Genomic DNA, 25,007 nt, shown 5'->3' with positions numbered 1-25,007 from the left:
CATCCTGTTACTGTAAGTGTTTGATTATTTCTTTAACAATTTCTTTAACGCTTCTATTTTCAACATCAATAATAACATCGGCTTTTTTCTCGTACAAAGCGGTACGTTCATGAAAAAGAGCCTTTGCTTTTTCCTCATCGCTTAAAAGAGGGCGTTTGGCAAATTTAAGTTCAGCATTTTCGTGTTCTTTAAGACGTTTTATAATCCCATCAAAGGAAGATTGTAAATAGATAATGGTGCCAATTTTATCTAAATTGCTGACTTTAAAAAAACCGCCACCTGTGGAAATAATAGTATTTTGAACACTTTTTTCCAACCATTTGGCTGTTTTTTTCTCACATTCTCGAAAATAACTTTCGCCCTCTTGTTCAAAAATGGTTTTTATTTTACGATTTTCCATACTCTCTATGACATCATCGGTATCAAGTCCCATACGTTTTGTTTTTTGAATGAGTGCTCGTGCAATGGTTCCTTTGCCAACACCCATAAAACCTATAAGAACAATATTTTTGTTTTTAAGATTCTTCACCGCTGTTTTCCTGTTCGTTATCTCTCTCTCCCTTTGCACGAGGGTAGAGTAAAATAGGTGAGCCTTCTAAATTGAAGACATCACGTAGTTTATTGGCAAGGTAGCGTTTGTAGCTAAAGTGCAAAGAGCGGGGTTTATTCATGACAAGCGCAATACGAGGCGGTTTGGTTTGGTACTGGGTTGCAAAGTAAATTTTTACGACTTTAGAGTGGTCGCTTGGAATTTGATGCCTGATGGTTGCTTCACGAATGACTTCATTGAGTTGTCGTGTTGGTATGTGTTGAGAATAGTTTTCATACACGCTTAAAATCATATCTTTGATTTTTGAGACCCGCTGTTTGCTTTTAGCAGAGACTGTAATAAGCGGTGCATAAGAGAGAAATTTAAAACGGTGGCGCACCTCTGCGGTGACTTTTTCGAAGTCATCCATCGCTTCATCCCATTTATTTAAAACGATAATACACGCAAGGTTGTTCTCTTCCACAAGCCCTGCAATGCGTTCATCAAGTTCTAAGAAAGGCTCACTAGAATCTAGGACAAGCAAGGCAATATTTGCACGCTCAAGCATCTCTTTGGTACGCATGAGGGCAAATTTTTCGATGCCTTCTATTTTGCCACGGCGACGAAGTCCAGCGGTGTCAACAAAGTTAATCACTTTTTCATTGTACTCAATGCTTTCATCCACGGGGTCAATGGTGGTTCCAGCCACGCTGCTAACGACGGCTCTTTGTTTTCCAACCAGTGCGTTGAGTAGAGAACTTTTACCCACATTCACCCGACCAATAATCGCTACATTAATCTGCTGATTTCCAACGTCTTCAACCATCTCAACGATATTGGCTATCTCCTCTTCCTCTTCTTCAGCACTATCCTCTTCCCATGCTTCGTCTTCATCACACAAAGACTCTTCACTTTCAGAAGCAGGGCTCCCCTCAGGTGCGGGTAAAAATTCACCAATCCACTCTAAGAGCGCACTGACTCCTCGGTTATGTGATACGGAGATAGGAAAAACATGATCCGCTCCAAATTCGTCAAATTCCCATGCTCTTTCCATTTCCTTGTCATTATCAATTTTGTTGATAATGAGTGCAATAGGTTTACCTAATCCTTGAAGCGCATAAAAAATCTTTTTTTCTTCTTCACTCGGCAGAAGTTTACCATCCACAACCATGACGATAACATCAGCTTTTTTGGAAGCTTCCATCGACATGTTATGAACATTTAAAAAAAGCTCAGAAGATTTGTCAAGCCCCCCTGTGTCTAAAATAAGGCAGGGTTTATCGGTAATGTAAACCTTATGCGTTTTAATATCACGTGTGGTTCCGCTAAAATCAGAGGTGATGGCGATGCGTTGTTTTGCAATGCGATTAAAAAGAGAGCTCTTACCCACATTGGGTAGCCCAATAATAGCAATTTTTTTCATAGTAACCTTTGGTATATAATTGATTCGATTATAGCGTGTGTTTGCTGTTATTTTGGTAAACTCTCTACGTAAAGCGACTGAGACGGGAAGGCAAATTGTGCACCATTGTGTGCGACAATCTCCATAATTTTAAAATTAATATCTTGCTTTACATGTAAATACTCTGCGGTGACAATGGTGTTGGTAAAAAAATTGAGTAAAATGCTCAGAGCACTGGCTTCAAATTCATCAAAATTAACGACAATAACCTCAGGGTGTACCTCAGGATGGTTTTGAAGCATGGCTTTAATTTCACGCACAATGGTTTGCATTTGTTCAACACTTGTTGCGTAGGTGAGTCCAATGCGCATGCGTATGCGCCGTTTTCCCATACGTGACCAGTTGGTAATGGTGGTGTTTGCCATTTCTGCATTTGGGACACTGACTAAGGCTTGTGCATGGTTACGAATTTTGGTGGAGCGAATGCCAATTTCCTCAATGGTTCCCTCCACACCGCTCATTTCAATCCAATCTCCTACTTGAAAAGGTTTGTCACTAAAGATCACCAAAGAGCCAAAAAGGTTTGCAACAGTATCTTTGGCAGCTAATGCAAAGGCTAATCCTCCCAGCCCCAAAGAAGCAACAAATGCACTGACATTAATGCCCCATTTTTGTAAAATTGCCATGAGTCCTAGGGCAATAATTAAAACTCTCAAAGCTTTAATGGTGAAGTTTTGAATACCATTGTCCAATTCGGTACCAAATTTAGAAGAGACGAACATAAAAAGGTGTGAAAAACGGTTGACAAGTCGGTATAAAATCCAAAAAATTAAAAAGGTCAGAAACGTTTTAAAGCTTAAATCAATGAAGCGTTGTAAAGCAGGGTAGGGTAACCATGAGCTTGCACCGTATGCGCTAAAAAAGACAAGCGTCACTTTTAGAGGTCCTTCAAGAACATGAATAACTTTATCATCCCATGTACCTTTGCTACGACGTGCTATAAGCTTAAAGGGCTTTAAGAGTACGCTGGCAATAAAATTCCGAAGCCATACAACGCTCAAAAAGAACAGAAGAGAAAGCCCAAGATAAAGAAGGGGAAGTTTTAAAAAGGTGTAGTTTAAAAAGAATTCAAGATTCATGCTTTCTCCTGTAAAATAAATAAATTCAATCAACCAATTTTAACACAGAATTGATTATGATGCGCTATTTGTAAGGTATGGGAGTCGTTGTGAGAGTATTTATTGGTCGGATAAATAAAGGTGTTTTATTTATGCTGATCTCTTCGTTTAGTTTTGCGTTTGATGGTGCTTTTGCCAAGGTGCTTAGCCAAAGTATGGACTCAGTCGAAGTGGTCTTTTTTCGTAATGGTATTACGATGTGCATTGTGGCGTTAAGCATTTTTAAATTACCGCTAAAACAAGTGGGTGGAAAGCCGTGGTTGTTGCTCTTTAGAGCCTTAATCGGTTTTGCATCCATGTTGGTTTTTTTCTACAATATTGCTCATATTCCTCTTGCGGATGCTATTACATTTTCACGAACCGCCCCTATTTTTACTGCTATTTTGGCATTCTTTTTTCTTAGAGAAAAAATGGGATGGAAAGCATGGTTGGCTGTTTTTATTGGTTTTTTAGGCATTGTTTTGGTGATGAAACCCAATGGTTTGATGCTCTCAAAAACCGATTTATTTGGGCTTTTTAGTGGTCTAGGAGCAGCATTGGCGTATACCAGTGTGAGAGAACTCAATAAAGTGTACGATACCCGTGTGATTGTCTTAGCCTTTGTTTCAACAGGGACGATATTTCCTGCACTCTTTATGCTTATCTCTGAAGTCTATCATGCACCGATGTTTGATTTTATGATGGGGCAATTTGTGATGCCTCAGGGCATAGCGTGGGTTTATATCTTGTTGATGGGATTTTCAGGGGCGATTGGACAGGTGTATATGACCAAAGCATTTGCCACAACCCGTGCAGGAGTGGTGGGGGCTGCTGGGTATTCGATTATCTTTTTTTCCTTGCTGATTGGCATGGTTTTAGGGGATCCTCTACCTGATTTTATAGGACTATTTGGTATACTCTTAGTCGTTTTAAGCGGAATAATTGTAGCAAAGGAGAAAGAGTGATTTTAATTGCAGGACCGTGTGTTATTGAAAGCAGAGACAACCTGTTTAGGGTTGCTGAAAAATTAGTAGGGTATCACGAAGATCCAACCATAGATTTTTATTTTAAAAGCAGTTTTGATAAAGCCAATCGTACGAGTATCGATAGTTTCAGGGGTCCAGGAATGGATGAAGGATTGAAACTTTTAGATGAGGTGAGAGCTCAGTTTGGCTACAAACTTTTAACCGATATTCACGACTATACTCAAGCAAAGCCTGTGGGCGAAGTCGTTGATGTGCTTCAAATCCCAGCGTTTTTGTGTCGCCAGACCGACCTTTTAGTCGCCGCCGCACAGACCAAATGCGTGGTCAATGTTAAAAAAGGGCAGTTTCTAAATCCTGCGGATATGCGCTATTCGGTTAAAAAAATCTTAGATACCAGAGGGGTCAAGGAAGAGGGTTATGAAGCCGCTAAAAAAGCAGGCATTTGGCTGACCGAGCGTGGCAGTACGTTTGGCTATGGCAATTTGGTGGTGGATATGCGCAGTTTTGGCATTATGAGAGAATTTGCTCCTGTGGTTTTTGATGCAACCCATTCGGTGCAAATGCCAGGAGCGGAAGGGGGAAAAAGTGGTGGAAAACGTGAATTTGTCCGTCCGCTTTCACGAGCAGCAGCGGCGGTTGGGGTCGATGGCTTTTTCTTTGAAACCCATTTTAGCCCGTGCGAAGCGCTGTGTGATGGTCCTAATATGCTAGATCTTGATGATTTGGCTTTGGCGATTAAAGACATTAAAGCAATTCAAGAGAGTTTAAAGGCATAAGATGCAACTTATTCCCACACGCAATATTCTTCTCAATGAAGGAAGTGCTGAACAAAAACGAGCGGAAATTAGAGACTATTTTCTCAAAACCTACACGGTGTATGAGAGGCTTTTTGAACTTTTGAGCGATGATGAGAGTTACTACCTCACCGCCGATCCTCTGCGTCACCCCTTGGTGTTTTACTTTGGTCATACGGCGACCTTTTTTATCAATAAATTGGTGCTTGCTAAGCTGATTGATAAGCGTATCAATCCAATATTCGAGTCGATTTTTGCGATTGGTGTGGATGAGATGAGTTGGGATGATTTGAACCAATCGCATTACAAATGGCCTCGCATTGCTGAAATTCGTGCGTATCGAGAGCAGGTCAAAGCTAAAATTTTAGAACTCATTGACACGTTGCCACTTTCCATGCCCATTTCGTGGGAGAGCCCGTTTTGGGCGATTATGATGGGCATTGAGCATGAGCGTATTCATTTAGAGACGTCATCGGTGTTGATTCGTCAATTGCCGCTTGAGCGTGTGAAGCCGAGCGATTTTTGGAAAACATGTCCACTCGATACGCCTGTTGTGGAAAATGAACTGATAAGCGTAAAAGGTAGCACACTTCGTTTGGAGAAAAAAAGAGACGATGCGCTGTACGGTTGGGATAACGAATACGGTTTACATGTAAAAGAAGTCAAGGACTTTAAAGCGTCCAAATACCTTGTGAGTAATGCCGAGTTTTTGGGCTTTATGGAAGAAGGTGGGTATGAAAATGAGCGTTTTTGGAATGAAGAGGGCTGGAAGTGGAAACAGTATAAAAATGCGACCATGCCTCTGTTCTGGCGCAAAGATGAAAAAGGCTATCGTTTACGTTTAATGGCGGAAGAAATCCCGATGCCGTGGAGTTGGCCCGTGGAGATTAACTACCTTGAAGCCAAAGCGTTTTGCAATTGGAAAAGTGCGAAAGAAGGTAAGTCTATTCGCCTCCCAAGCGAGGAAGAGTGGTACGTTCTTCGAGACTTACATGTAAAGGTAGATGAGCCGTTTTGGGACAAAGCACCTGCCAATATCAACCTAGAATATTTTGCCTCAAGCGTGCCTGTGGATACCTTTGCCTTTGGCGAGTTTTACGATGTCATCGGCAATGTATGGCAGTGGAGCGAAACGCCGATGAATGGCTTTGATGGCTTTGCTGTGCATCCTCTTTACGATGATTTCTCCGTTCCGACGTTTGATGACAGACACAACATCATCAAAGGCGGTTCGTGGATCAGCACGGGAAATGAAATTATAAGGGCGTCTCGTTACGCCTTTCGTCGTCATTTTTACCAACATGCGGGTTTTCGCTATATCGAATCTAGTGAAGCGGTGGAAACAAGCTCCGTTTTTTATGAAACGGATTTTGCGCTCTCTCAAATCTGTGATGCTCATTTTGGACAAAAAGAGTCCAATTATTACGAAGCAATGGCGCAATTTTGCATAGCTTTGGGTGGAAACAAAGGCAAAGCCCTTGAGATTGGTTGTGGAGCAGGCAGGGGTTCATTTGCCCTTGCACGCCACTTTGCGATGGTTCACGGCGTTGAATTTACCGCACGTGTGGTCAGGCTTGCGACCAACTTTAAAGAGAGCGGTAAACTCAAATATGCATTAAAAGAAGAGGGAGAACTTGCCTCTTTTGTTGAGCGAAATTTAAGTGATTTTGGCATCGACCCTGTGCTTCAAAAAGTGGAGTTTTGGCAAGCCGATCCGCACAATATGAAGCCTTATTTTGATGGGTATGACCTCATTTTAGCCAACGATGTGCTGGATACCTTGTATGACCCAGCGCTGTTTTTGACAAACATCAAAGAGCGTTTACATGTAAACGGATTTTTGGTCATTGCCAGTAGCTATGACTGGGATGAGTCCAAAACACCTCGTGAAAAATGGTTGGGAGGCTTCAAGAAAAATGGCGAAAAATACGCTACATTTGATGCGTTGAGTGAACATTTATCGCCTTATTTTGCTTTACATGTAAAGCCTGTGGAAATGCGTTTGGGCGTTCATGAAAGTGAGCGAAAAGAGGTTGTGAAATCTTTACATGTAAGTGTGTGGAAGAAAAAGGCTTTGTAATAAAATTCTTAAAAAATTAGATTATAATACTCCCTTTATTTTAACACTAAAGGGAGCATCTCTCATGCCTCATGAAATTCAATACATCAAAAACATTGTTGCAGACCCAACACCACTGGGACTTTTTGGCTTAGCCATGGTTACACTTGTTGCTTCTTCTCAAAAATTAGGATTTACATCGGGTTTGTCTTTGGTATTGCCCTGGGCGATTTTTTTAGGGGCATTTGTTCAATTGATTGCCTCTCTTTTTGACTTTAAACACAATAACATCTTTGGAGCAACGGCTTTTGGTGCGTATGCCTTTTTTTGGTTTGGTGTTGCCTTCTCATGGTTGGTGAAGATGGGCGTATTTGGTGATATTTTAAGTGCACAAGCCGATGCGAAACAGCTAGGAATTGCCTTTGTAGGGTATCTTATTTTTACACTTTTTATGACGATTGGCGCCATTGAAACCAATAAAGTTTTATTGGCGATTTTTATTCTGATTGATTTGTTGTTTATAGGTTTGATAGGGGATGTTTTTGCTCTTTTTGCAGGTGCACATACTTTAGCAGCGTATTCAGAATTAGGGATTGCATTGTTCTCTTTTTATGGGGCAGGTGCTATTTTACTCAATAAGCATTTTGGAACTTTATTTTTGCCTGTGGGGCAACCTTTAGGGGTTTTTAAAAGTTTAAAATAGTACCCCTAATCAAATTGTAACGAAAAATAGTGTATCATTGAACAACATTTGATAGAAGGATTGTAATGAAAATTATTGAAGGAAAACTCGCCCTTGGTGGCAATGAGAAAGTTGCTATTATTAACAGTAGATTTAATCACATTATTACCGATCGTTTGGTTGAAGGTGCAAAAGATGCGTTTATTCGTCATGGTGGCGATGAAAAGAATTTAGACCTTATTTTGGTTCCTGGTGCGTACGAAATTCCCTTAGCACTTGACAAAATTTTAAGTTCTGGTAAATACGATGCAGTGTGTTGTGTGGGAGCCGTTATTCGTGGGAGTACACCTCATTTTGACTACGTTGCAGCTGAAGCGACTAAAGGTGTTGCCAATACAGCGCTTAAATACCAAAAGCCAGTTACGTATGGTGTTTTAACCACCGATACGATTGAGCAGGCGATTGAGCGTGCAGGCAGTAAAGCAGGTAATAAAGGTTTTGAAGCCATGACAGGTTTAATTGAACTGATTAGCCTCTATAAAAACCTATAAGGAAACGCATTGGCAACACGACATCAAGCACGAGAGAGTATTATTACCCTTTTGTATGCAGAAGATATTGGAAATTCTGGAATTGACAAATTTATAGATGAGCTTTTTGAAGAGAAAAAGATTCGTAATCAGCAAAAAGAGTTTGCTTTGGGACTTTATCAAGGTGTTAAAGCGCATTTAGGCACGATTGATGAAGCCATTAATGGGCATCTTAAAGAGTGGAATTTAAGTGAAATTGGTATGTTAGAGCGTGCTATTTTACGCTTAGGTGCCTATGAAGTTTTGTATTCAGAATTGGATAATGCTGTGGTCATTAATGAAGCGATTGAACTTTCAAAAAAATTGTGTAACGAAACCAGTCCTAAATTTATTAATGGCGTTTTAGATGCTATTAGTAAAGAGGGAGAAGTTAAATAATGGAGCTTTGTGTTGCGTTGGATTTGTCCACCAAAGAAGAAAATCTAGCACTCACTTCAAAGCTTAAAAGTGAAAACGTGTGGCTAAAAGTAGGCTTGAGGTCGTTTATTAGAGACGGTCAAGCACTTTTGGAAGAGATTAAAACGATTAATCCAAGGTTTAAAATTTTTTTAGATCTTAAAATTCATGATATCCCAAATACCATGGCGGATGCTGCGGAATCTATGGTCGGATTGGGTGTTGATATGTTTAATGTGCATGCCTCAAGTGGTGTTAAAGCCATGAAAATGGTTATGGAACGTGTCAATACATTTGCCAATCCACCCCTTGTTTTAGCTGTGACGGCTCTCACAAGTTTTGACAATGCCTCATTTGAAGCGATCTACCATGCTCCTATTGCTAAAAAAGCCCTTGATTTTGCTCAAGATGCGCATCTTGCAGGCATTCATGGTGTGGTATGCTCTGTGTTTGAGAGCCGTGCTATTAAAGCCTGTACTTCAGAATCATTTTTGAGTTTAACCCCAGGTATTCGACCCTTTGGTGAGACGCGTGATGATCAAGAACGCGTGGCAGATCTTGCAATGGCAAAAGCCGAACTTTCCGATTTTATTGTAGTGGGGCGTCCTATTTATCAAAGTAGTGACCCACTGAGTGTTGTTCGAAAAATTATTGAAACAATTTAAAAAATAAGAGGGAAATGATGCTTCAAAAGATAGTACTTAGTATCGTGTTGTTTTTTGCTTTTAGTATTGTCGCTTTTTTCTTATTGATTAAAGTGATTGATTTTAATGAATATAAGCCACGTCTTCAAAAGCTTATTAAAGAAAATACAGGCTATGAGTTGATGATAAAAGGCGATATTACCCTTTCGTTATCACCTGTGGGCATTAGTGTTTTTGATATTGAAGTGCTCAACCCTCATGATAAAGAAAAGGGCGCTTTTGCAAAACTAAAAAGTTTTGATGTTGCTGTAGAAATCGCTCCATTGCTTAAAAAAGAGATTAAAATTCGTCATGTGGCTTTTGATACCTTAGTTTTAAGCATTGAAAAAATGAAAAATGACCAGTATAACTTTGAGTTGCCTTTGGTAGACACGGGAGTGAGTGAAAAAAAAGTTGCTGAGCCACACAGTAGTCTTGAAGAAGAAATTGCTTTCCCCTTGGTCAATGTGAAAAAAGTTAAATTTATCAATGCAAATATTCAGTATTCTGAGGTTAAAGAAAATACAAAACTTCTACTTGAAAATATTAATTTTGAGGTCAATGATATTCGCTATGATGCATCAAAACATAGGCTTCAGGGGCTCTCTTTTGTAGCGAATACCACGATGGATAAATTACAGTATGCACAATACGCCCTTCGTGATATTAGTATGGCGTTAGAGATGAAAGAGGCAATACTTACCAGTGAAAATGTAAAATATACGCTTTTTTCAACACCTTCTGAGGGGAGTGTCAAAATTGACTTGAGTGGGAAACAACCTAAAATTTCATTGAAAAGTAAAATAGAGGGTTTAAAATTAGAAGAACTTTCCAAAGAGCTTTTTCAAAAAGAGTTATTGGGTGGAAAAGCAAATGGCGATGTAAAGCTCTCCTTTTTTCTAGGAGATACCCTAACGTTTAAAAGCACGGTGAATGGTTTTGTGCAGTTGTATGGGGAAAATGTCGTTTTAAAAGGCTACGATATTGATACGGTGGCAAATACATTGAGTAGCACAAAAGGATTGCCAAACATCTTTGTGGGCGGATTAACATCTACACAAAACTCACAAAGTCTCTTAAAAGTGATCAATGCCAAAGTGGATATTGGTTATTCTGAAATTCAACTCAGTGATGTGGCGCTTAGTACCTCAAAGCATCGTATTGCGTTAAAGGGTACCCTGAATATTGTAGAAGAAAAATTTAAAAATTTCAGAGTAGCGCTTTTGGATGCAAAAGGGTGTGCTCGCTTTGAACAAAAAATTGAAGGAACCTTTCAAAAACCTGTTGTTAAACTTGAGGACGTTGCTATAAAAACGCTAAGTAACGTTGCCCTTTCTTTGTTAAATAAGAGCAAAGGGTCAAAGCAAGAAAATAGCCATACGGCCGAAAACTGTGTTATTTTTTACGAAGGCGTTGTGAAGCATCCTTAATGTAGGAATGAATTTTGCTTTTTTTAGAGATATAGCTTAATCTAAAAGGAGTATTCATGCATTTAATTGAAGGCGTAAAGCTTGTTGTGATGCTTAAAGATAAGATTGAAGAGGCAAAAAAGACAGATCAAGACAGTGCTCAAAAGCTTCAAAAACTGCTTGAAAAGTTTTTAAAATCAAGAGATTCTCTTTGTATTTAAAGATAAACGGCTTGAGAGATTTCTCTTAAGCCGTTTATTATATACTTTTGATATACTTTCACTCTACTTTTTAATGGACAGATGGGTGAGTGGCTGAAACCACACCCCTGCTAAGGGTGCGTCGGGGTAACCTGACCGAGAGTTCAAATCTCTCTCTGTCCGCCACCGTTTTATTTTCAATCCTTCTTTTAACTTTTCTTCAATACTTTCTACGACAGATAAGCGTTTCTAATCATTGTTTTCTCAATTGTTGTTTACATGTAATCATTTTGTAATGTCGTGGTAGTACAGTTAACGAAATTTTTAAAGAGGAGTTAACGTACTATGAAACGTTTTATATATCTATTTTTGGTCTCGCTTTTGTGTTCAAATTTTGCATGGGCAGAATTTAAATTGGATGCTCGCTATGAAGATAAAGATGGCGATATGGTGGCAGATACACCTAAAGATGCTCGTAAACTCATAGACCCCTCAACCCTTATTTTTGCGTATACTCCTGTTGAAGACCCTTCTGTTTATGCAGAAGTGTGGGCTGATTTTCTAGTACACATGGAAAAAGTGACTGGAAAAAAAGTGCAATTCTTCCCCGTACAATCTAATGCTGCACAAATTGAAGCGATGCGCGCAGGTCGTTTACATGTAGCAGGATTTAACACAGGTTCAAACCCTATTGCCGTAGCATGTGCAGGCTTTAAGCCTTTTGCAATGATGGCGGGCAATGACAACTCTTATGGCTATGAGATGGAGATTATCACGTATCCAAATTCTGGCATTAGCAAAGTGGAAGATATTAAGGGTAAAAAACTAGCCTTCACCTCACAAACGTCAAATTCTGGCTATAAAGCACCCTCTGCTATTTTAAAAGCAGAGTTTAAAATGGAAGCAGAAAAAGATTTTGAACCTGTTTTTTCAGGCAAACATGATAACTCTATTTTAGGTGTTGCCAATAAAGACTACCCTGCTGCGTCTATTGCCAATTCCGTTTTAGTACGTATGTTGGAGCGTGGTGTGGTGAAAAAAGAGCAGTTAGTAAGCATTTACAAATCACAAACTTTCCCTACCACAGGCTATGGTATGGCGTATAACCTTAAACCAGAACTTCAAGAAAAAATCAAAGAAGCCTTTTTTAGTTACAACTGGGAAGGAAGCAAACTTCTTAAGGAATTTGAGAGTGCCAATCAAACCAAATTTATTCCTATCACGTTCAAACAACACTGGGATGTGGTCCGTAAAGTCGATGATGCTATGGGCGTAGCGTATACATGTAAATAAGGGAAATAATGCTTTCAATTCAACATCTCAGTAAGTCGTATAAAAATTCTCGTCTCATTTTAGACGATATAAGTTTTAATGTTCAAAAAGGAGAAATCCTCGGTCTCATTGGTCCATCAGGGGCTGGAAAATCAACCCTGATTCGTTGCGTTAATCGTTTGATAGAGCCTACACAAGGCTCTATCGTGTTAAATGGTGTGGTCTTAAGCGGCCTCTCTTCTTCGAAGCTACGTGAACAGCGTCGTCTTATTGGTATGATTTTTCAAGAGTATGCCTTAGTTGAGCGTTTAAGTGTGATGGAAAATGTGCTCTCAGGAACCTTAGGGTATGTCCCTTTTTGGCGCTCTTTTTTTCGTCAATTTCCACAAGAAAAGATTGATAAGGCTTTTGCCTATTTGGAACGTGTAGGGCTTTTAGAGCATACCAATAAGCGTGCTGATGAGCTAAGCGGTGGACAAAAGCAACGTGTGGGCATTGCTCGTGCATTGGCGCAAAATCCAGAATTGCTTCTTATTGATGAGCCAACGGCTAGTTTAGATCCTAAAACATCCAGACAAATTATGCGCCTGATTCGTGAGATTTGTAAAGAGCAGCAATTGCCTGCCATTATTAATATTCATGATGTTCCCCTTGCTCAAAATTTTGCAGATCGTATTATTGGACTCAATGGCGGAAAAATCGTTTTTGATGGTTCCCCTGATGCGCTGAGTGAAACGGTTTTAACAACGATTTATGGGGAAGAAGAGTGGCATACACCTGCAGAAAAAGAAGAACAGATACACACCAAAGGTAGCAGTGAAAGTATCGAAATGAAACTAGAGCTTGCCGTATGAGTCGTCAATGGAGTAGACCGCATTATCTTATTCCAACGGCTAAATGGCGTTGGATATTGGGGACTTCCTTTCTTGTTTATGTAATCCTTGCAAGTTTGAGCATTGATGTGAATTGGAGTCGTATGGCAGAAGGGATGCAGAGAGGATGGCGTTTTTTTAATGCCTTTATGCATCCTGATTTTACAACACGCTGGGTGGATATTAAGATAGGGATTATTGAAAGCCTTACGATGAGTGTCACATCCACACTTGCAGGTATTTTACTGTCTATTCCTGTGGGGATTGGTGCGGCTTCTAACATTAGCCCTAAAAGTATTTATGCGGTGTGTCGTTTTTTTATCAGTATTTCACGCTCGATGCAAGAAGTGATTGTTGCTATTTTTTTGGTTGCCCTTTTTGGTTTTGGAGCATTTGCTGGATTTTTAACGCTCTGCTTTGCTACCATTGGCTTTTTAGCAAAGTTGTTAGCAGAAGAGATTGAAGGGGTTCATAAAGCGCCACTGGAAGCAATTCGAGCCACAGGGGCATCATGGTTTCAAACGCTACATTATGCGATTGTCCCACAGATTATGCCTCGTTTGATTGGGTTGTGGTTGTATCGATTTGATATTAATTTTAGAGAATCAGCGGTGATTGGTATTGTAGGCGCTGGCGGTATTGGCGCAACACTGAATACGGCGATTGATCGTTATGAATATGATTCAGCCGCAGCAATTTTATTGCTCATTATTGTGATTGTTTTTTTATGTGAATATGTATCGGGGTATGTAAGAAAATGGTTTATTTAAAAGAAACATCAGAGAAACTCTGGCAGAAACGTATGCGTTTTAAAGCATGGGTGTGGTGGTTTTCATGGCTTTTTAGTCTTAGTTTTTTTCTACTGTGTTGGCAGGAAATGACTAAAGATACGATGTGGGTTTTTGTGTACGATGCACCCACGCAAGCCTATGATTTACTAGATCGTATGTTTCCTCCTCGTTGGAGTTATCTTCCAAGCTTGCTTAAGCCTTTGTGGGATACCTTAAATATTGCAACACTAGGAACACTTTTAGGCATTGTATTGGCTTTTCCTGTGGCGTTTTTAGCCGCTCGTACCACAACACCATCGCTTCTGTTTGTACGTCCTATTGCTTTATTTATTATTGTGGCTTCACGTTCTATTAACTCTTTAATTTGGGCGTTGCTTTTGGTGGCTATTTTAGGACCTGGTCTTTTGGCGGGTATTATTGCCATTGCCTTGCGTTCCATTGGTTTTGTGGCAAAATTGTTGTATGAAGCCATTGAAGAGGTGGATAAAACACCCATTGAAGCTTTAAGTGCCACAGGGGCTAGCAGGCTTCAAGTGATTGATTATGCCATTGTCCCACAGATATTGCCAGGATTTATTGGGATTTCACTGTTTCGTTGGGATATTAACATTCGTGAGTCAACCATCTTAGGTTTAGTGGGTGCTGGAGGGATAGGTTTAGAGTTGCAAGCTTCTTTAAGTGTGTTGGCATGGCCACAGGTTATTTTAATTGTTTTATTGATTTTCTCAACGGTTATTTTTTCAGAAGCGCTCTCTGCAAAAATTCGAAAAGCGATTTTATAATGCCTACCCTTGATACACACACAGCCTTTGAGGCGTATGAGCGTATGCGTCACCGTTTTTTGCAAGCAGATTTCCAAAAAACGAGTTTGAATGTGGAGCGACTTGAAACCCTTTTTGAAGAGGCTGATGGCTTTTTTTTAGATGCCTTTGGCGTTTTAAATGTAGGAAATGGAGCGATTGAGGGGGCTAAAATGTTTATTGCTGCTCTTAGAGAAGCTAAAAAGCCTTTTTTTATTCTCTCAAATTCCGCTTCTTTGCCTAAGAGTGAGTTAATGCTCTTTTTTAAACAGATAGGCTTTATTTTTGAGCCATCTGAAATTATCACAAGCCGTGAGGTGTTGTGGCACTATTTTAAGCCCGAATCTCAAACGTCATGGGGTGTTATTGCCCCACATCTGCATACCTTAGAGCATTCTTTTTTGCATACGTTTCATACCCAAGAGGCATTTTGGGAAAGTGATGGATTTCTGTTTTTGGGGAGTGCTTCATGGAGTGAATCGTTTCAAAAACGCTGGATAGACTCTTTACATGTAAAGCCTAAACCCATTTGGATTGCCAATCCTGATATTAGTGCACCCAGAGGTCAGGGTGTCTATTCAAAAGAACCTGGATTTTACACGCTTTTAAGCGAAGAGGCACTCTTTACACATATGCACTTTATTGGTAAGCCTTTTTCTGAGATTTTTGAGTATGCTCTTTCACGTGCAAAACGGGAGTGGGGTATTGATAAAGAGCGTATTGTTATGGTGGGAGATACCTTGCACACGGATATTTTAGGTGGATGTGCGGCAGGGGTGCAAACGCTTTTAGTGGAAGGGTATGGTTTTTTTGCAGAGCAAAAGGTTGATATGTTTATTGAAAACAGCGGGATAGTGCCACATTTTCGTCTGAAAAATTATGAAATACTGTTTGATACCTAAAACCTTTTACATGTAAACGCCCCTGCGATACTTTGCGTTAGCATTTCCCCCATATGTTTTACAAGAGCTTAGCGAACATTTTGTGCTATTTTTGTTATACTTTTGCGCAAAATTGTTGTTGTGGAGTAAACGAATGATAAATGGGCTAAAAAAAAGTATGTTGTTGGCGTGTGTAACACTTGTGTATGCGGATACCACATCGCTTGTATTGGAAAATGATGCTTTAGTAGGCAAAGATCATCACTACACCAATGGGGTTTATTTTACGTGGATGGGGGAGAATGATACCACATCTTTTGATGTGCTACCCTTTATTGATTTACCACAAAAAAATGTTGCTCTTTCTTTCTCGCATGCCATTTTCACCCCTGAGGATAAAAAACGAAAAACGAAAAATTTAGATGATTTGCCTTATGCTGGTTATATGGGTATTAACCTTTTGGCGTATAAATCTTCAGAGCATTTTTTCCATGAAGCGGGTGTGAATGTGGGAATGGTAGGCCCTTCAACGCAAGCAGAGGGCATACAAAAAGGGTTTCACTCCTTGATTGGGCACAGTAAGCCTAAAGGGTGGGAATATCAGTTGAATGATGAAGTGATGTACGGGGCTTCTTATCAGGTGGGTTATAAAACAGCGCCTGTATCGCTGGGCGATATGAGCTTTGATGTGAGTACAAATGTCCGTGGGGATGTAGGTACTTTTTATACGGGGGCATTGGTTGGTGGAGCGTTACGTCTTAGCAGTGTTCCTATGAAAAGTTTTGTTACGATGGGAAATTATATTGGGGCAAATGAGAGTTTACTGCTCCATCATGAAGCACCTAAGAGTTTTCAATGGGCGCTCTCTTTGGGTGCTTTTTACAATGGTGTAGAGAGTTATTATCTCATTGATGAGGCGATTGATAAGGGGTACCGCTTGAAGAAAATGAATGCCATTGTCGGTGAAAAAGTCTCACTTGATTTCTTTTACGATGAAATACAACTCTCTTTTTACCTAAAATCTGTTGATATTGACTATAAAGGGGGACGCTCTTCCAATGAAAAAACAGGTGGAATGAACCTTGTTTGGAAGTGGAATTAAGCCCTTTATCAACGTAGAAAAGGGTGTAAGGTGCTATAAGCGAAATTAGGCTAAAATACGCGCAATCCTTATGAATTTTAGTACGAAAGTTGCGCTATGTTAATAACATTTTACACCCGTTTTGTGACCACTTATTTTAAAGCAACCCTTCTGTTTGTTGCGCTTTTAACAGGTATCTTTGGCTATTACGCACAGTATTTAAGCATTGATGCCTCCGCTGAAACGCTTTTACTTGAAAACGATAAAGACTTAAAACTCACCCGTGAAGTGCATGGGCGTTATGTGAGTCCTGATTATTTGGTGATTGCTTTTACGCCTAAAGAGCCTCTTTTAAGCGACACGACCCTAGCGAGCATTTCTCAGTTAAAAGAAGCCCTTTTAACCATAGAAGGGGTTGAGAGTATTACATCCATTCTGGATGTCCCTTTGCTTGAAAGTCCTATTCGCCCCATTAAAGATGTGGTGGGCAATGTTCAAACCCTTGAGTCTAGTGGTGTTGATAAAGCTTTAGTCCAAAAAGAGCTCACCACCAGCCCTTTGTATGCTAACAATCTTGTCAGTGCTGATTTTAAAACGACAGCGATTTTACTCAATCTCAAAGATGATGTCAGGTACACAGAGCTTTTAAGTAAACGCAATCAGTACATGATTTTAGCGCAAGAGCGAGCTTTGAACTCAGAAGAAAAGGTGCAGTACGAAGAAGCGAAGCAAGCCTTTAAAGCCTATAGGGATAGTACGCGTGACCAAACGCATGAGATGATTGAGCGGGTTCGAGCGGTCATGGCTCCCTTTAAAAGTGAGGGTGAACTCTTTTTAGGTGGCGTGATGATGATTGCTGATGACATGATTAGCTTTGTCAAAAGCGATATTGCCAATTATGGCATTGCTATTTTACTTATTATGATTCTTATCTTATGGGTTATTTTTAGGCAAGTGCGCTTTGTGGTTTTGCCTATTGTTGCTTCCTTTAGTGCGGTGGTCATCACCGTGGGCATCAATGCTCTTTTGGGCTTAGAGATTACGGTGATTTCGTCCAATTACATTGCGATGCAACTCATTACCACGCTCTCTTTGGTGATTCATTTAATTGTGTGTTACAGAGAAGAGTATCAGGTTTATCCACACTTTACGCAACAAGAGCTGATTGGTGTGACTTTAAAACGCATGAGTGTTCCCTCTGTTTTTGTTATTTTAACCTCTGTGGCGGGATTTGGCTCTTTAATGACCTGTGATATTGTGCCTATCATCGACCTTGGAAATATGATGAACATTGGGGTGAGTGTCTCTTTAATTGTGACCTATTTACTGTTTCCTTCGATGCTGATGCTGTTGGAGAAAAAGGCGCCTGTGATGATTTTTGATAATGCCTTTACCTTAAATGCCACCTTTGCACGTATTGTTGAAAAACGCCGTGGGGTTATTTTAAGTGTGGTGGTACTTATTGCGCTGTTTAGCCTTTTTGGGGTGAGCCGTTTGGTGGTGGAGAACAGTTTTATTAACTATTTTAAAGAGAGCACGGAAATTTACAAAGGGATGCAAAAAATCGACAATGAACTAGGCGGAACCACGCCGCTTGAAATTGTCGTACGTCTGCCTAAAGTGGATGTTGCACAAGGCAAAGACAAGGGTGTGCTTGATGAGTTTGAAGCCGAATTTGAAGAGAAAAATGCTGAAGCTCAGTACTGGTTTACTGCGCAAAAAATGCAGACCATTTTAAAGGTGCATGATTATTTGGAGTCTTTGCCAGAAGTGGGAAATGTTTCCTCTTTGGGTACACTCTCTAAAGTAGGGCGCATTTTAAAAGAGGGGAAAGATTTTGACACCTTTGAGTTGGCACTGCTTTACAATGAGCTTCCTGAGGTCTATAAAAAAGTCATTTTAACGCCTTATGTGAACATCGAGCACGATGAGGCACGTTTTGTGGTGCGCATGGTGGATTCTAATCCGAATTTAAGACGCTCAGAACTTTTGGAGAAAATTCAAAACGAATTACAAACAACCGTAGGCCTGCCACAAGAGGATTACAAACTGGTAGGAATGATGGTACTTTACAACAACATGCTCCAATCGCTCTTTTCGTCTCAAATTTCCACCCTTGGTTTAGCGGTATTAAGTTTGGGTTCGATGTTTTTGTTTTTATTCCGTTCCCTCAAAGTAGCGTTGTTGGCGATGACGGTTAATATGGTGCCTGTGAGTGTCATTTTTGGCATTATGGGGGTGTTTAATATTCCGCTGGATATGATGAGCATTACCATAGCCTCCATTGCGCTTGGCATTACGGTGGACAATACTATTCACTACTACTACCGCTTTAGAGAAGAACTCGCCCTTGATGGCAACTACGTCGCATCCATGCACAGAGCCCATGGAAGTATTGCGTTTGGGATGTTTTACTACTCACTTGCCACCATTGTAGGCTTTTTGGTCATGGTGACATCCAACTTTATTCCAACGCTGATTTTTGGGCTTTTAACGGTGATTGTGTTGATGATAGCTATCATCTCAGATTTGCTTTTTTCACCGCTTTTGGTGTTGCTTTTTAAACCTTTTGGGTATACAAAAAAAGAGGTATAAATGCATAAATTATGGCTTATGGCGCTTGTTTTTTTGAATGCTTTTGCATATGAATTGCCTACGGTTCCTTCCGTAGACATGGAGCGTTACCTTGGCAGGTGGTATGAAATCGCACGGTTTGACCACTCCTTTGAGCGAGGATGTGATGAGGTAGAAGCCTTTTATACGCTACGAGACGATGGGATGATAGGGGTTGAAAATAGCTGTTTCAAGCGTGCGACACAGAAAAAGAACGTGGCATACGGTCGGGCAAAAGTGGTGGATGAGGTGAGTAGGGCTAAGCTTAAAGTCACCTTCTTTTGGCCTTTTTATGGGGATTATTGGATTGTGGATGTGGCGGAGGATTATTCGTATGCGATGGTGAGTGAGCCGAGCAAACGCTATTTTTGGATTCTCTCACGTACCCCAACGATAGACGAAGATGTCCTTAGCCGTTTGCTCTCTTATGCCAATTATTTGGGGTTTGATACAGAAAAGATTATTTGGCGAACCCCGTTACAAAGAGATGAAGTGCGAAGAGAATGAAAAAAACACCAATCATTTTTTGAATATAATGCACATAAGGCAGAAGCTTCAAAGCTTTGGTATTGCCAAATAAAAATGCCACAAAACCATCCCAAAGAAGCAAAAGTCCAATCATCCAAAAAGCGTAAAAAATCTTTACATGTAAAAGCTGTTCAGGTTTAATAATGGTAAAAAGCAGTGAAAAATAAAAGAGAATATTTTTAGGGTTTAACAGTGCTGAGAACAAGCCTTGAAAGAAGAGTTTTGAGGCGAGCCTTGTTTTTACATGTAAGGATGTTTCTACGTGTTGTTTTTTGGATAATAAAAGCAAAATACCCAAATAGAGTAAAAAACACGCTCCACCTGCTTCAATGACCACCATCACGATAGGAAACTGCGTTAGGGCATGATGCCCCATATACGCAAGGGTGATGTAGAATGCATTACCGCTTGCCACTCCCAAACAGACCCACCATGCTTTTTGATACCCATGCGTGAGCGCATGTTTCATAATCAGAAAAAAATCTTGCCCTGGGCTTAGAAGTGCAAGAAAATAGATACTCGTAAGCGTTAAAAATTCACTGCCAAACATTGCCTACCTTTTTTACATGTAAGCATAGGGAAAAGATGAAAAAAATTATTGTACAAAATTGACGTGGTACTCTTTTGGGGTGAGTGCGGTGTGGCGTTTGAAGAAGCGCTGAAAATGGCTTTGATCCACAAATCCACAATAATGCGCACACAAAGAAGCGGGCATTCCTTCTTGGAGCAATTTTTTAGCAAGTTCTATTTTAAGCTGTAAAGCGTAGCGTTTTGGGGTTGTGCCATAGGCTTTTTTAAAATGACGTAAGAGCACATAAGGGTTGTAGGAAAAGCGCTTTGCTAAGTCTTGAAGGCTGGGTGTTTCATCCAGACGTTGTGTTAAAAAATGCGCTATGGATTGCAAGGTAGGAGCGGGTGTTGTGGGCAAAACATTTTGTGTGTAGAGCCATAAAAAGCGCTCTAACCATTGTTCGAGTGCCTTTACATGTAAAGGCTCATAGCCACAAATGAGCGCATCTATAAGGGTGACAAATTCCTCATAGAGTTCTTGGTGATAGATAAGAGGATTTTTAAGAGCTAAGAGCTCGGTAGTAGGCTGATGAAACAAGTGTGATTGAAGGCGTGCGCAAAATGCAGGCTCAAAATAGACCATCACGTAACTTCGAGCTTGATGTGCTAGGGGATTGCAGGCGTGCTGCATCAAAGGTGGAATCACCGCTAATGCGCCTTGTTGTAAAAGAAATGCGCCAGATGGTGTTTGAAACGAGGTTTCTCCTTCTACCATGAAACCAATGGAAAGCGTCGTGTGGGCATGGGTTTCGTATGCTCTCTCACTTTGAAGGGTTTGGCGAATCTGCACAAAGGGAGCTTTTTCATAAGCGATGATGGTTGTTTTTGTTGGTTTCATAGCCATATTGTAATATAATCAGTCAAATAATGACAAGGAATGCACATGAAAAAATACTTTTTTATGATAGCAATTGTTATGACAACACTGGTGTATGGGCTTGATTTTGAGCGAGAAAGTGCACTGCAAAATGCATGCGATAGGGGTGATGCTAAAGCGTGTGTCGCCTTAGGCGCCATGTACCACTCAGGCGATGGGGTTTTGCAGAGTTTTTCACGTGCCAAAGCGTTATACACACGAGCTTGTGAGCTAGGACTAGGACTTGGGTGTGCCAATGTGGGGTATATGTATGAAAGCGGACATGCTGGGAAAAATCTCTCTTTAGCACTTCAGTGGTATGAGCGAGCGTGTATCCTAGGCGACGGGGAAGGGTGTGCGAGTGTGGCGTTGATGTACGAAAATGGCGCAGGGGTAGGAGAAGATTTGCAACAAGCAGTGGATTATCACGATAGGGCGTGTAACTATGGTGTGGGCAGTAGTTGTGATTATTTAGCCTTACGCTACGAACAGGATGAAAATTTTGTGGACGCAGCAATTTACTATCAAAGGGCGTGTGATGTGGGTGTGGCGCATGCATGTTCACGTTTAGGTGAGATGTATTATTATGGGCAAGGGGTAAGCCAAAATGAAAAAAAAGCCTTTGAAGCATTTAAAAACGCATGCGAATTAGGTGAGGTAAGTGGGTGCAAAAATGCAGAGATTGTAAAAGCAAATCAAAGGTGGTATTAGGAGCGTTCATGGAAGCAGAAAAAAGATTCTGGCATACGCTAAGCTCAAAAGACGTTTTAGCGCAATTGGATGTGGAAGAAGCTGTTGGTTTACGCTTTGATGAGATTGAAAAAAGGCGTGAGACGTACGGGGTAAATAACTTGACCCAACAGAAGAATCTTCCTGCATGGAGGCTTTTTCTGCTTCAATTTCATCAACCGCTCATTTACATTTTACTCCTAGCGTGTGTGATAACGGCATTGCTTGAAGAGTGGGTGGATTGTGGGGTTATTTTTGCGGTTGTCTTTGTGAACGCATTGATTGGGTACATTCAAGAAGCGAAGGCGCTCAAAGCCATTGAAGCACTCTCTAAAATGAGCAAAAATAGCATTACGGTGTTGCGTGAGGGACAAAAAGTGCTTGTCGATGCGCAAGAGTTGGTGGTTGGCGATGTGGTTATCCTCTATTCAGGCGATAAAGTTCCTGCTGATTTAAAACTGCTGTATGCTAAAACATTGCAGGTGGATGAAGCTTTATTGACGGGAGAGTCAATTTCTGTTGAAAAGCAAGTTGGCATTTTACCACAAGAGACACTTTTAGCCGATCGTACGACGATGCTTTTTGCTTCAACGCTGGTGACATATGGGCATGGCATTGGGGTGGTGGTTGAAGTAGGGGATGCGACACAAATAGGTAAAATCAATGCGCTTATCTCGTCTGCGGAGGTACTTCAAACGCCTTTAACGCAAAAAATCGCCTCTTTTTCCTTACAGGTTTTGTATGCCATTGTCGTGATGGCCATCATTACTTTTTTGGTGGGTGTGTTGCGAGGAGAGGAGAGTGAGGCGATGTTTATGGCATCGGTGGCATTGGCTGTGGGGGCAATTCCTGAGGGATTGCCTGCGGCGATGACCATTATTTTAGCCATAGGTGTAGCACAAATGGCACTCAAAAATGCCATTATTCGAAAACTCCCAGCGGTGGAGACATTAGGCAGTATTACGGTCATTTGCTCCGATAAAACAGGTACCTTAACACAAAATGCCATGAGCGTGACTCAAATGTACGCAGGAGGTTCTTTTTATGCCCTTAGTGGCAGTGGGTATGAGCCAAAAGGGGAGATTTTAGCGGAGGGAATTCCTTTTGTTCCTCAAAAAGAAAGTGCACTTTATGAGATGCTTGTTTCAGGAGTTTTATGCAGCACGGCACGTCATGTGAAAGTAGCGCATAGCTATATCATTGAAGGAGACCCTACGGAGGGGGCGTTGATTGTTTCGGCTAAAAAGGGTGGCATTCATGATGAGGGCTTAATGCGTGAGTTTGAACGTGTGGATACCCTTGCTTTTGAATCAGAATACCAATATATGGCAATTTCCTATCAATCGTTGCAGGAGAAAAATCTTCATTTTGCCTATGCTAAAGGCTCTGTGGAGAAGATATTGGAGCGTTGTGAGAGCATGATGGATGCGCATGCACAGATTGTTCCCATTGATAAAGAGACGATTGTCATGCATGCCGATGCTATGGCATCGCAAGGGCTTCGTATTTTAGCCTTTGCAAAGTGTTTTTTTGAGGAGAAAATAGACTCACTTGGGCACCACCATTTTGAAAAGGGATTGATTTTCTTAGGTCTTCAGGGCATGATGGATCCCCCTCGCATTGGCGTTAAAGAGTCGATTAAGAGTTGTTACGAGGCAGGTATTGGTGTTAAGATGATTACGGGTGACCATGCTATGACCGCAAAAGCCATTGCGCATGAAATTGGCATTGTGTTGGATGAAAAAAAAGCTGTTTTAACGGGCAAGGAGATAGAGACCTTAGATGAACATACGTTGCGGGAGATGTTGGGGTATGTGAATGTTTTTGCACGTATTGCACCTGAGCAAAAGCTTCGTTTGGTGAGGGCGCTACAAGCCAATGGGCATATTGTTGCGATGACAGGCGATGGAGTCAATGACGCACCTGCTCTTAGGCAAGCCAACATTGGCATTGCGATGGGCATCACAGGAACAGAGGTTGCCAAAGAGTCTGCGGATATGATTTTAACGGATGATAATTTTTTAACCATCAAAGACGCCATCGAAGAGGGACGGGGTGTTTTTGACAATATTATTAAATTTATTACATGGACGCTTCCGACCAGTGTTGGTGAGGGGTTGATTATTTTATGTACAATTTTTGCAGGGGTTTTACTGCCCATCTTACCTGTTCAGATTTTGTGGATTAATATGTCCACTGCCATTTTTCTTGGTATTACATTGGCGTATGAGCATAAAGAGCACTTTTTAATGCAAAGAGCACCTCGAAATCCAAAAGAGCCCATTTTAACGAATGATTTGCTGCGCAAAGTGGTGATGGTTGCTTTTTTATTGGTTGTGCATGCTTTTGGTGCTTTTTTCTATTTGGTCGAGAGTTTGGGCGAAACGGTAGCCCGTACGGTGGTGGTTAATATATTTGTTTTTGGAGAAATGTTTTATCTTTTCAACTGCCGTTCATTGCGCTATTCGATGTTTGAAATCGGTGTTTTTAGCAATCTGTATGCGATTTATGGTGTATTGCTGATGAGCTTTTTACAGCTTCTTTTTACCTATATGCCATGGATGAATCAGATTTTTAACAGTGCGCCATTGGGGGCTTTTGAGTGGGGCATTGTTTTGGCATCAAGTTTTGTTATCTACCTTGTGATGGAAGTAGAAAAACGTGTTACATGTAAAATAAAATCATGCTACCAATAGCATAAAAAAGGTCTACGATGAAAAAAGTGTTCTTGTTGTGTTTTTTTATCATTTCTATTAGTGTGGCACAGGATGTTGTGTCTCAAACCCTTGTAAAGTCTCACACCAGTTGGAATGGTGCTCCTTTGCCTGCGTATCCTAAAGAAGCGCCTGAGATTTCAGTCTTAAAAATTACGATTCCACCGCATACCACACTTCCGATGCATCAGCATCCTATTATCAATGTGGGCTATATGGTGAAGGGTACGCTCAAAGTGGTCAGTGATGAGAATAAAACCTTGATTTTAAAAGCAGGCGATGCGATTATTGAAGTGGTGGACACATGGCATTATGGTGTCAATGAAGGGGATGAGCCTGTGGAAATTGTGGTGGTGTATGCTGGGGTAAAAGAGAGTGTTTATTCGATTAAGCAATGAGGCAGTGTATCTGCC

General features: G+C 40.7%; 25 protein-coding genes and 1 tRNA gene. 21 read left to right on the top strand and 5 right to left on the bottom strand.

Annotation, left to right across the window (positions count from 1 at the left end; translation table 11 throughout):
- Positions 1-7 precede the first annotated feature (7 nt).
- Genes SULBA_RS09100 through SULBA_RS09090 form a run of 3 tightly spaced genes read right to left on the bottom strand, consistent with a single transcriptional unit; the run spans position 8 to position 3,070 of the window.
- Positions 8-487 carry a shikimate kinase gene (locus tag SULBA_RS09100; RefSeq protein ID WP_041672001.1) on the bottom strand — a complete coding sequence of 160 codons (480 nt, stop codon included), beginning with the start codon at positions 485-487 and terminating at the stop codon, positions 8-10.
- Between the two features lie 28 nt (positions 488-515).
- Positions 516-1,952, bottom strand: a complete 1,437-nt coding sequence (gene der, locus SULBA_RS09095; protein WP_014769995.1) for a ribosome biogenesis GTPase Der — start codon at positions 1,950-1,952, stop codon at positions 516-518.
- Positions 1,953-1,999: 47 nt separating this feature from the next.
- Positions 2,000-3,070: a mechanosensitive ion channel family protein gene (locus tag SULBA_RS09090; protein WP_014769994.1), complete on the bottom strand. Its 1,071-nt coding sequence runs from the start codon at positions 3,068-3,070 to the stop codon at positions 2,000-2,002.
- A gap of 77 nt (positions 3,071-3,147) precedes the next feature.
- Between SULBA_RS09090 and SULBA_RS09085 the strand changes: the two genes are divergently transcribed.
- From SULBA_RS09085 to SULBA_RS09005, 18 genes are all read left to right on the top strand, one after another.
- The gene (locus tag SULBA_RS09085) at positions 3,148-4,053 is read left to right on the top strand and encodes a DMT family transporter (RefSeq protein WP_041671841.1); all 906 of its coding nucleotides are present in this window, start codon (positions 3,148-3,150) and stop codon (positions 4,051-4,053) included.
- Entirely contained in the window at positions 4,050-4,850 is an 801-nt protein-coding gene (gene kdsA / locus SULBA_RS09080) for a 3-deoxy-8-phosphooctulonate synthase (RefSeq protein ID WP_014769992.1), read from the top strand. The genes SULBA_RS09085 and kdsA overlap by 4 nt, the downstream gene beginning before the upstream one ends.
- Before the next feature lies 1 nt (position 4,851).
- Positions 4,852-6,948, top strand: a complete 2,097-nt coding sequence (gene ovoA / locus SULBA_RS09075; RefSeq protein ID WP_014769991.1) for a 5-histidylcysteine sulfoxide synthase — start codon at positions 4,852-4,854, stop codon at positions 6,946-6,948.
- A 64-nt stretch (positions 6,949-7,012) separates the two neighbouring features.
- Positions 7,013-7,630 (top strand): acetate uptake transporter, encoded by a 618-nt coding sequence (locus tag SULBA_RS09070; RefSeq protein WP_014769990.1) that lies wholly within the window; start codon positions 7,013-7,015, stop codon positions 7,628-7,630.
- 65 nt (positions 7,631-7,695) lie between these two features.
- Positions 7,696-8,160, top strand: coding sequence for a 6,7-dimethyl-8-ribityllumazine synthase (gene ribH / locus SULBA_RS09065; protein ID WP_014769989.1), 465 nt, complete (start codon positions 7,696-7,698; stop codon positions 8,158-8,160).
- Positions 8,161-8,169: 9 nt separating this feature from the next.
- On the top strand, positions 8,170-8,577 hold the full coding sequence (gene nusB, locus SULBA_RS09060; RefSeq protein ID WP_014769988.1) for a transcription antitermination factor NusB: 408 nt from the start codon (positions 8,170-8,172) through the stop codon (positions 8,575-8,577).
- Entirely contained in the window at positions 8,577-9,260 is a 684-nt protein-coding gene (pyrF, locus tag SULBA_RS09055; protein ID WP_014769987.1) for an orotidine-5'-phosphate decarboxylase, read from the top strand. Before nusB ends, pyrF begins: the two co-directional genes overlap by 1 nt.
- A gap of 17 nt (positions 9,261-9,277) precedes the next feature.
- Positions 9,278-10,708, top strand: a complete 1,431-nt coding sequence (locus SULBA_RS09050) for an AsmA family protein (RefSeq protein ID WP_014769986.1) — start codon at positions 9,278-9,280, stop codon at positions 10,706-10,708.
- 56 nt (positions 10,709-10,764) lie between these two features.
- Complete coding sequence (locus tag SULBA_RS13050) at positions 10,765-10,908, top strand: hypothetical protein (RefSeq protein WP_014769985.1); 144 nt, start codon at positions 10,765-10,767, stop codon at positions 10,906-10,908.
- A gap of 75 nt (positions 10,909-10,983) precedes the next feature.
- A tRNA-Ser gene (locus SULBA_RS09045) sits at positions 10,984-11,073 on the top strand.
- Positions 11,074-11,232: 159 nt separating this feature from the next.
- On the top strand, positions 11,233-12,180 hold the full coding sequence (gene phnD, locus SULBA_RS09040) for a phosphate/phosphite/phosphonate ABC transporter substrate-binding protein (protein ID WP_014769984.1): 948 nt from the start codon (positions 11,233-11,235) through the stop codon (positions 12,178-12,180).
- A gap of 8 nt (positions 12,181-12,188) precedes the next feature.
- A complete protein-coding gene (gene phnC / locus SULBA_RS09035; protein WP_014769983.1) occupies positions 12,189-13,013 on the top strand; it encodes a phosphonate ABC transporter ATP-binding protein in 825 nt (274 codons plus the stop codon).
- Positions 13,010-13,801 carry a phosphonate ABC transporter, permease protein PhnE gene (gene phnE, locus SULBA_RS09030; RefSeq protein WP_014769982.1) on the top strand — a complete coding sequence of 264 codons (792 nt, stop codon included), beginning with the start codon at positions 13,010-13,012 and terminating at the stop codon, positions 13,799-13,801. The genes phnC and phnE (SULBA_RS09030) overlap by 4 nt, the downstream gene beginning before the upstream one ends.
- Positions 13,789-14,604 (top strand): phosphonate ABC transporter, permease protein PhnE, encoded by an 816-nt coding sequence (gene phnE / locus SULBA_RS09025; RefSeq protein WP_014769981.1) that lies wholly within the window; start codon positions 13,789-13,791, stop codon positions 14,602-14,604. Before phnE (SULBA_RS09030) ends, phnE (SULBA_RS09025) begins: the two co-directional genes overlap by 13 nt.
- Positions 14,604-15,524 carry an HAD-IIA family hydrolase gene (locus SULBA_RS09020; protein ID WP_014769980.1) on the top strand — a complete coding sequence of 307 codons (921 nt, stop codon included), beginning with the start codon at positions 14,604-14,606 and terminating at the stop codon, positions 15,522-15,524. The genes phnE (SULBA_RS09025) and SULBA_RS09020 overlap by 1 nt, the downstream gene beginning before the upstream one ends.
- A gap of 133 nt (positions 15,525-15,657) precedes the next feature.
- A complete protein-coding gene (locus SULBA_RS09015; protein ID WP_014769979.1) occupies positions 15,658-16,605 on the top strand; it encodes a lipid A deacylase LpxR family protein in 948 nt (315 codons plus the stop codon).
- Positions 16,606-16,701: 96 nt separating this feature from the next.
- A complete protein-coding gene (locus SULBA_RS09010; RefSeq protein ID WP_014769978.1) occupies positions 16,702-19,179 on the top strand; it encodes an efflux RND transporter permease subunit in 2,478 nt (825 codons plus the stop codon).
- Positions 19,180-19,704: a lipocalin family protein gene (locus SULBA_RS09005; RefSeq protein WP_014769977.1), complete on the top strand. Its 525-nt coding sequence runs from the start codon at positions 19,180-19,182 to the stop codon at positions 19,702-19,704.
- Here the strand turns inward: SULBA_RS09005 and SULBA_RS09000 are convergent.
- Both SULBA_RS09000 and SULBA_RS12795 read right to left on the bottom strand, forming a co-directional pair.
- Complete coding sequence (locus SULBA_RS09000; protein ID WP_014769976.1) at positions 19,658-20,275, bottom strand: LysE family translocator; 618 nt, start codon at positions 20,273-20,275, stop codon at positions 19,658-19,660. The genes SULBA_RS09005 and SULBA_RS09000 overlap by 47 nt on opposite strands.
- A gap of 45 nt (positions 20,276-20,320) precedes the next feature.
- Positions 20,321-21,133 (bottom strand): helix-turn-helix transcriptional regulator, encoded by an 813-nt coding sequence (locus SULBA_RS12795; RefSeq protein ID WP_014769975.1) that lies wholly within the window; start codon positions 21,131-21,133, stop codon positions 20,321-20,323.
- Between the two features lie 45 nt (positions 21,134-21,178).
- On the opposite strand from SULBA_RS12795, the gene SULBA_RS08990 reads away from it, so the two are divergent.
- From SULBA_RS08990 to SULBA_RS08980, 3 genes are read left to right on the top strand one after another with little or no spacing between them, the layout of a single operon-like run.
- A complete protein-coding gene (locus SULBA_RS08990) occupies positions 21,179-21,862 on the top strand; it encodes a tetratricopeptide repeat protein (RefSeq protein WP_014769974.1) in 684 nt (227 codons plus the stop codon).
- 8 nt (positions 21,863-21,870) lie between these two features.
- The gene (locus SULBA_RS08985) at positions 21,871-24,576 is read left to right on the top strand and encodes an HAD-IC family P-type ATPase (RefSeq protein WP_014769973.1); all 2,706 of its coding nucleotides are present in this window, start codon (positions 21,871-21,873) and stop codon (positions 24,574-24,576) included.
- A 17-nt stretch (positions 24,577-24,593) separates the two neighbouring features.
- Positions 24,594-24,992 (top strand): cupin domain-containing protein, encoded by a 399-nt coding sequence (locus SULBA_RS08980; protein ID WP_014769972.1) that lies wholly within the window; start codon positions 24,594-24,596, stop codon positions 24,990-24,992.
- Positions 24,993-25,007: the final 15 nt, after the last annotated feature.

It is taken from the genome of Sulfurospirillum barnesii SES-3 (assembly GCF_000265295.1).
Classification (GTDB): domain Bacteria; phylum Campylobacterota; class Campylobacteria; order Campylobacterales; family Sulfurospirillaceae; genus Sulfurospirillum; species Sulfurospirillum barnesii.
Note: the sequence above shows the minus strand (reverse complement) of the source record. Positions and strands in the feature narration are given on the sequence as shown.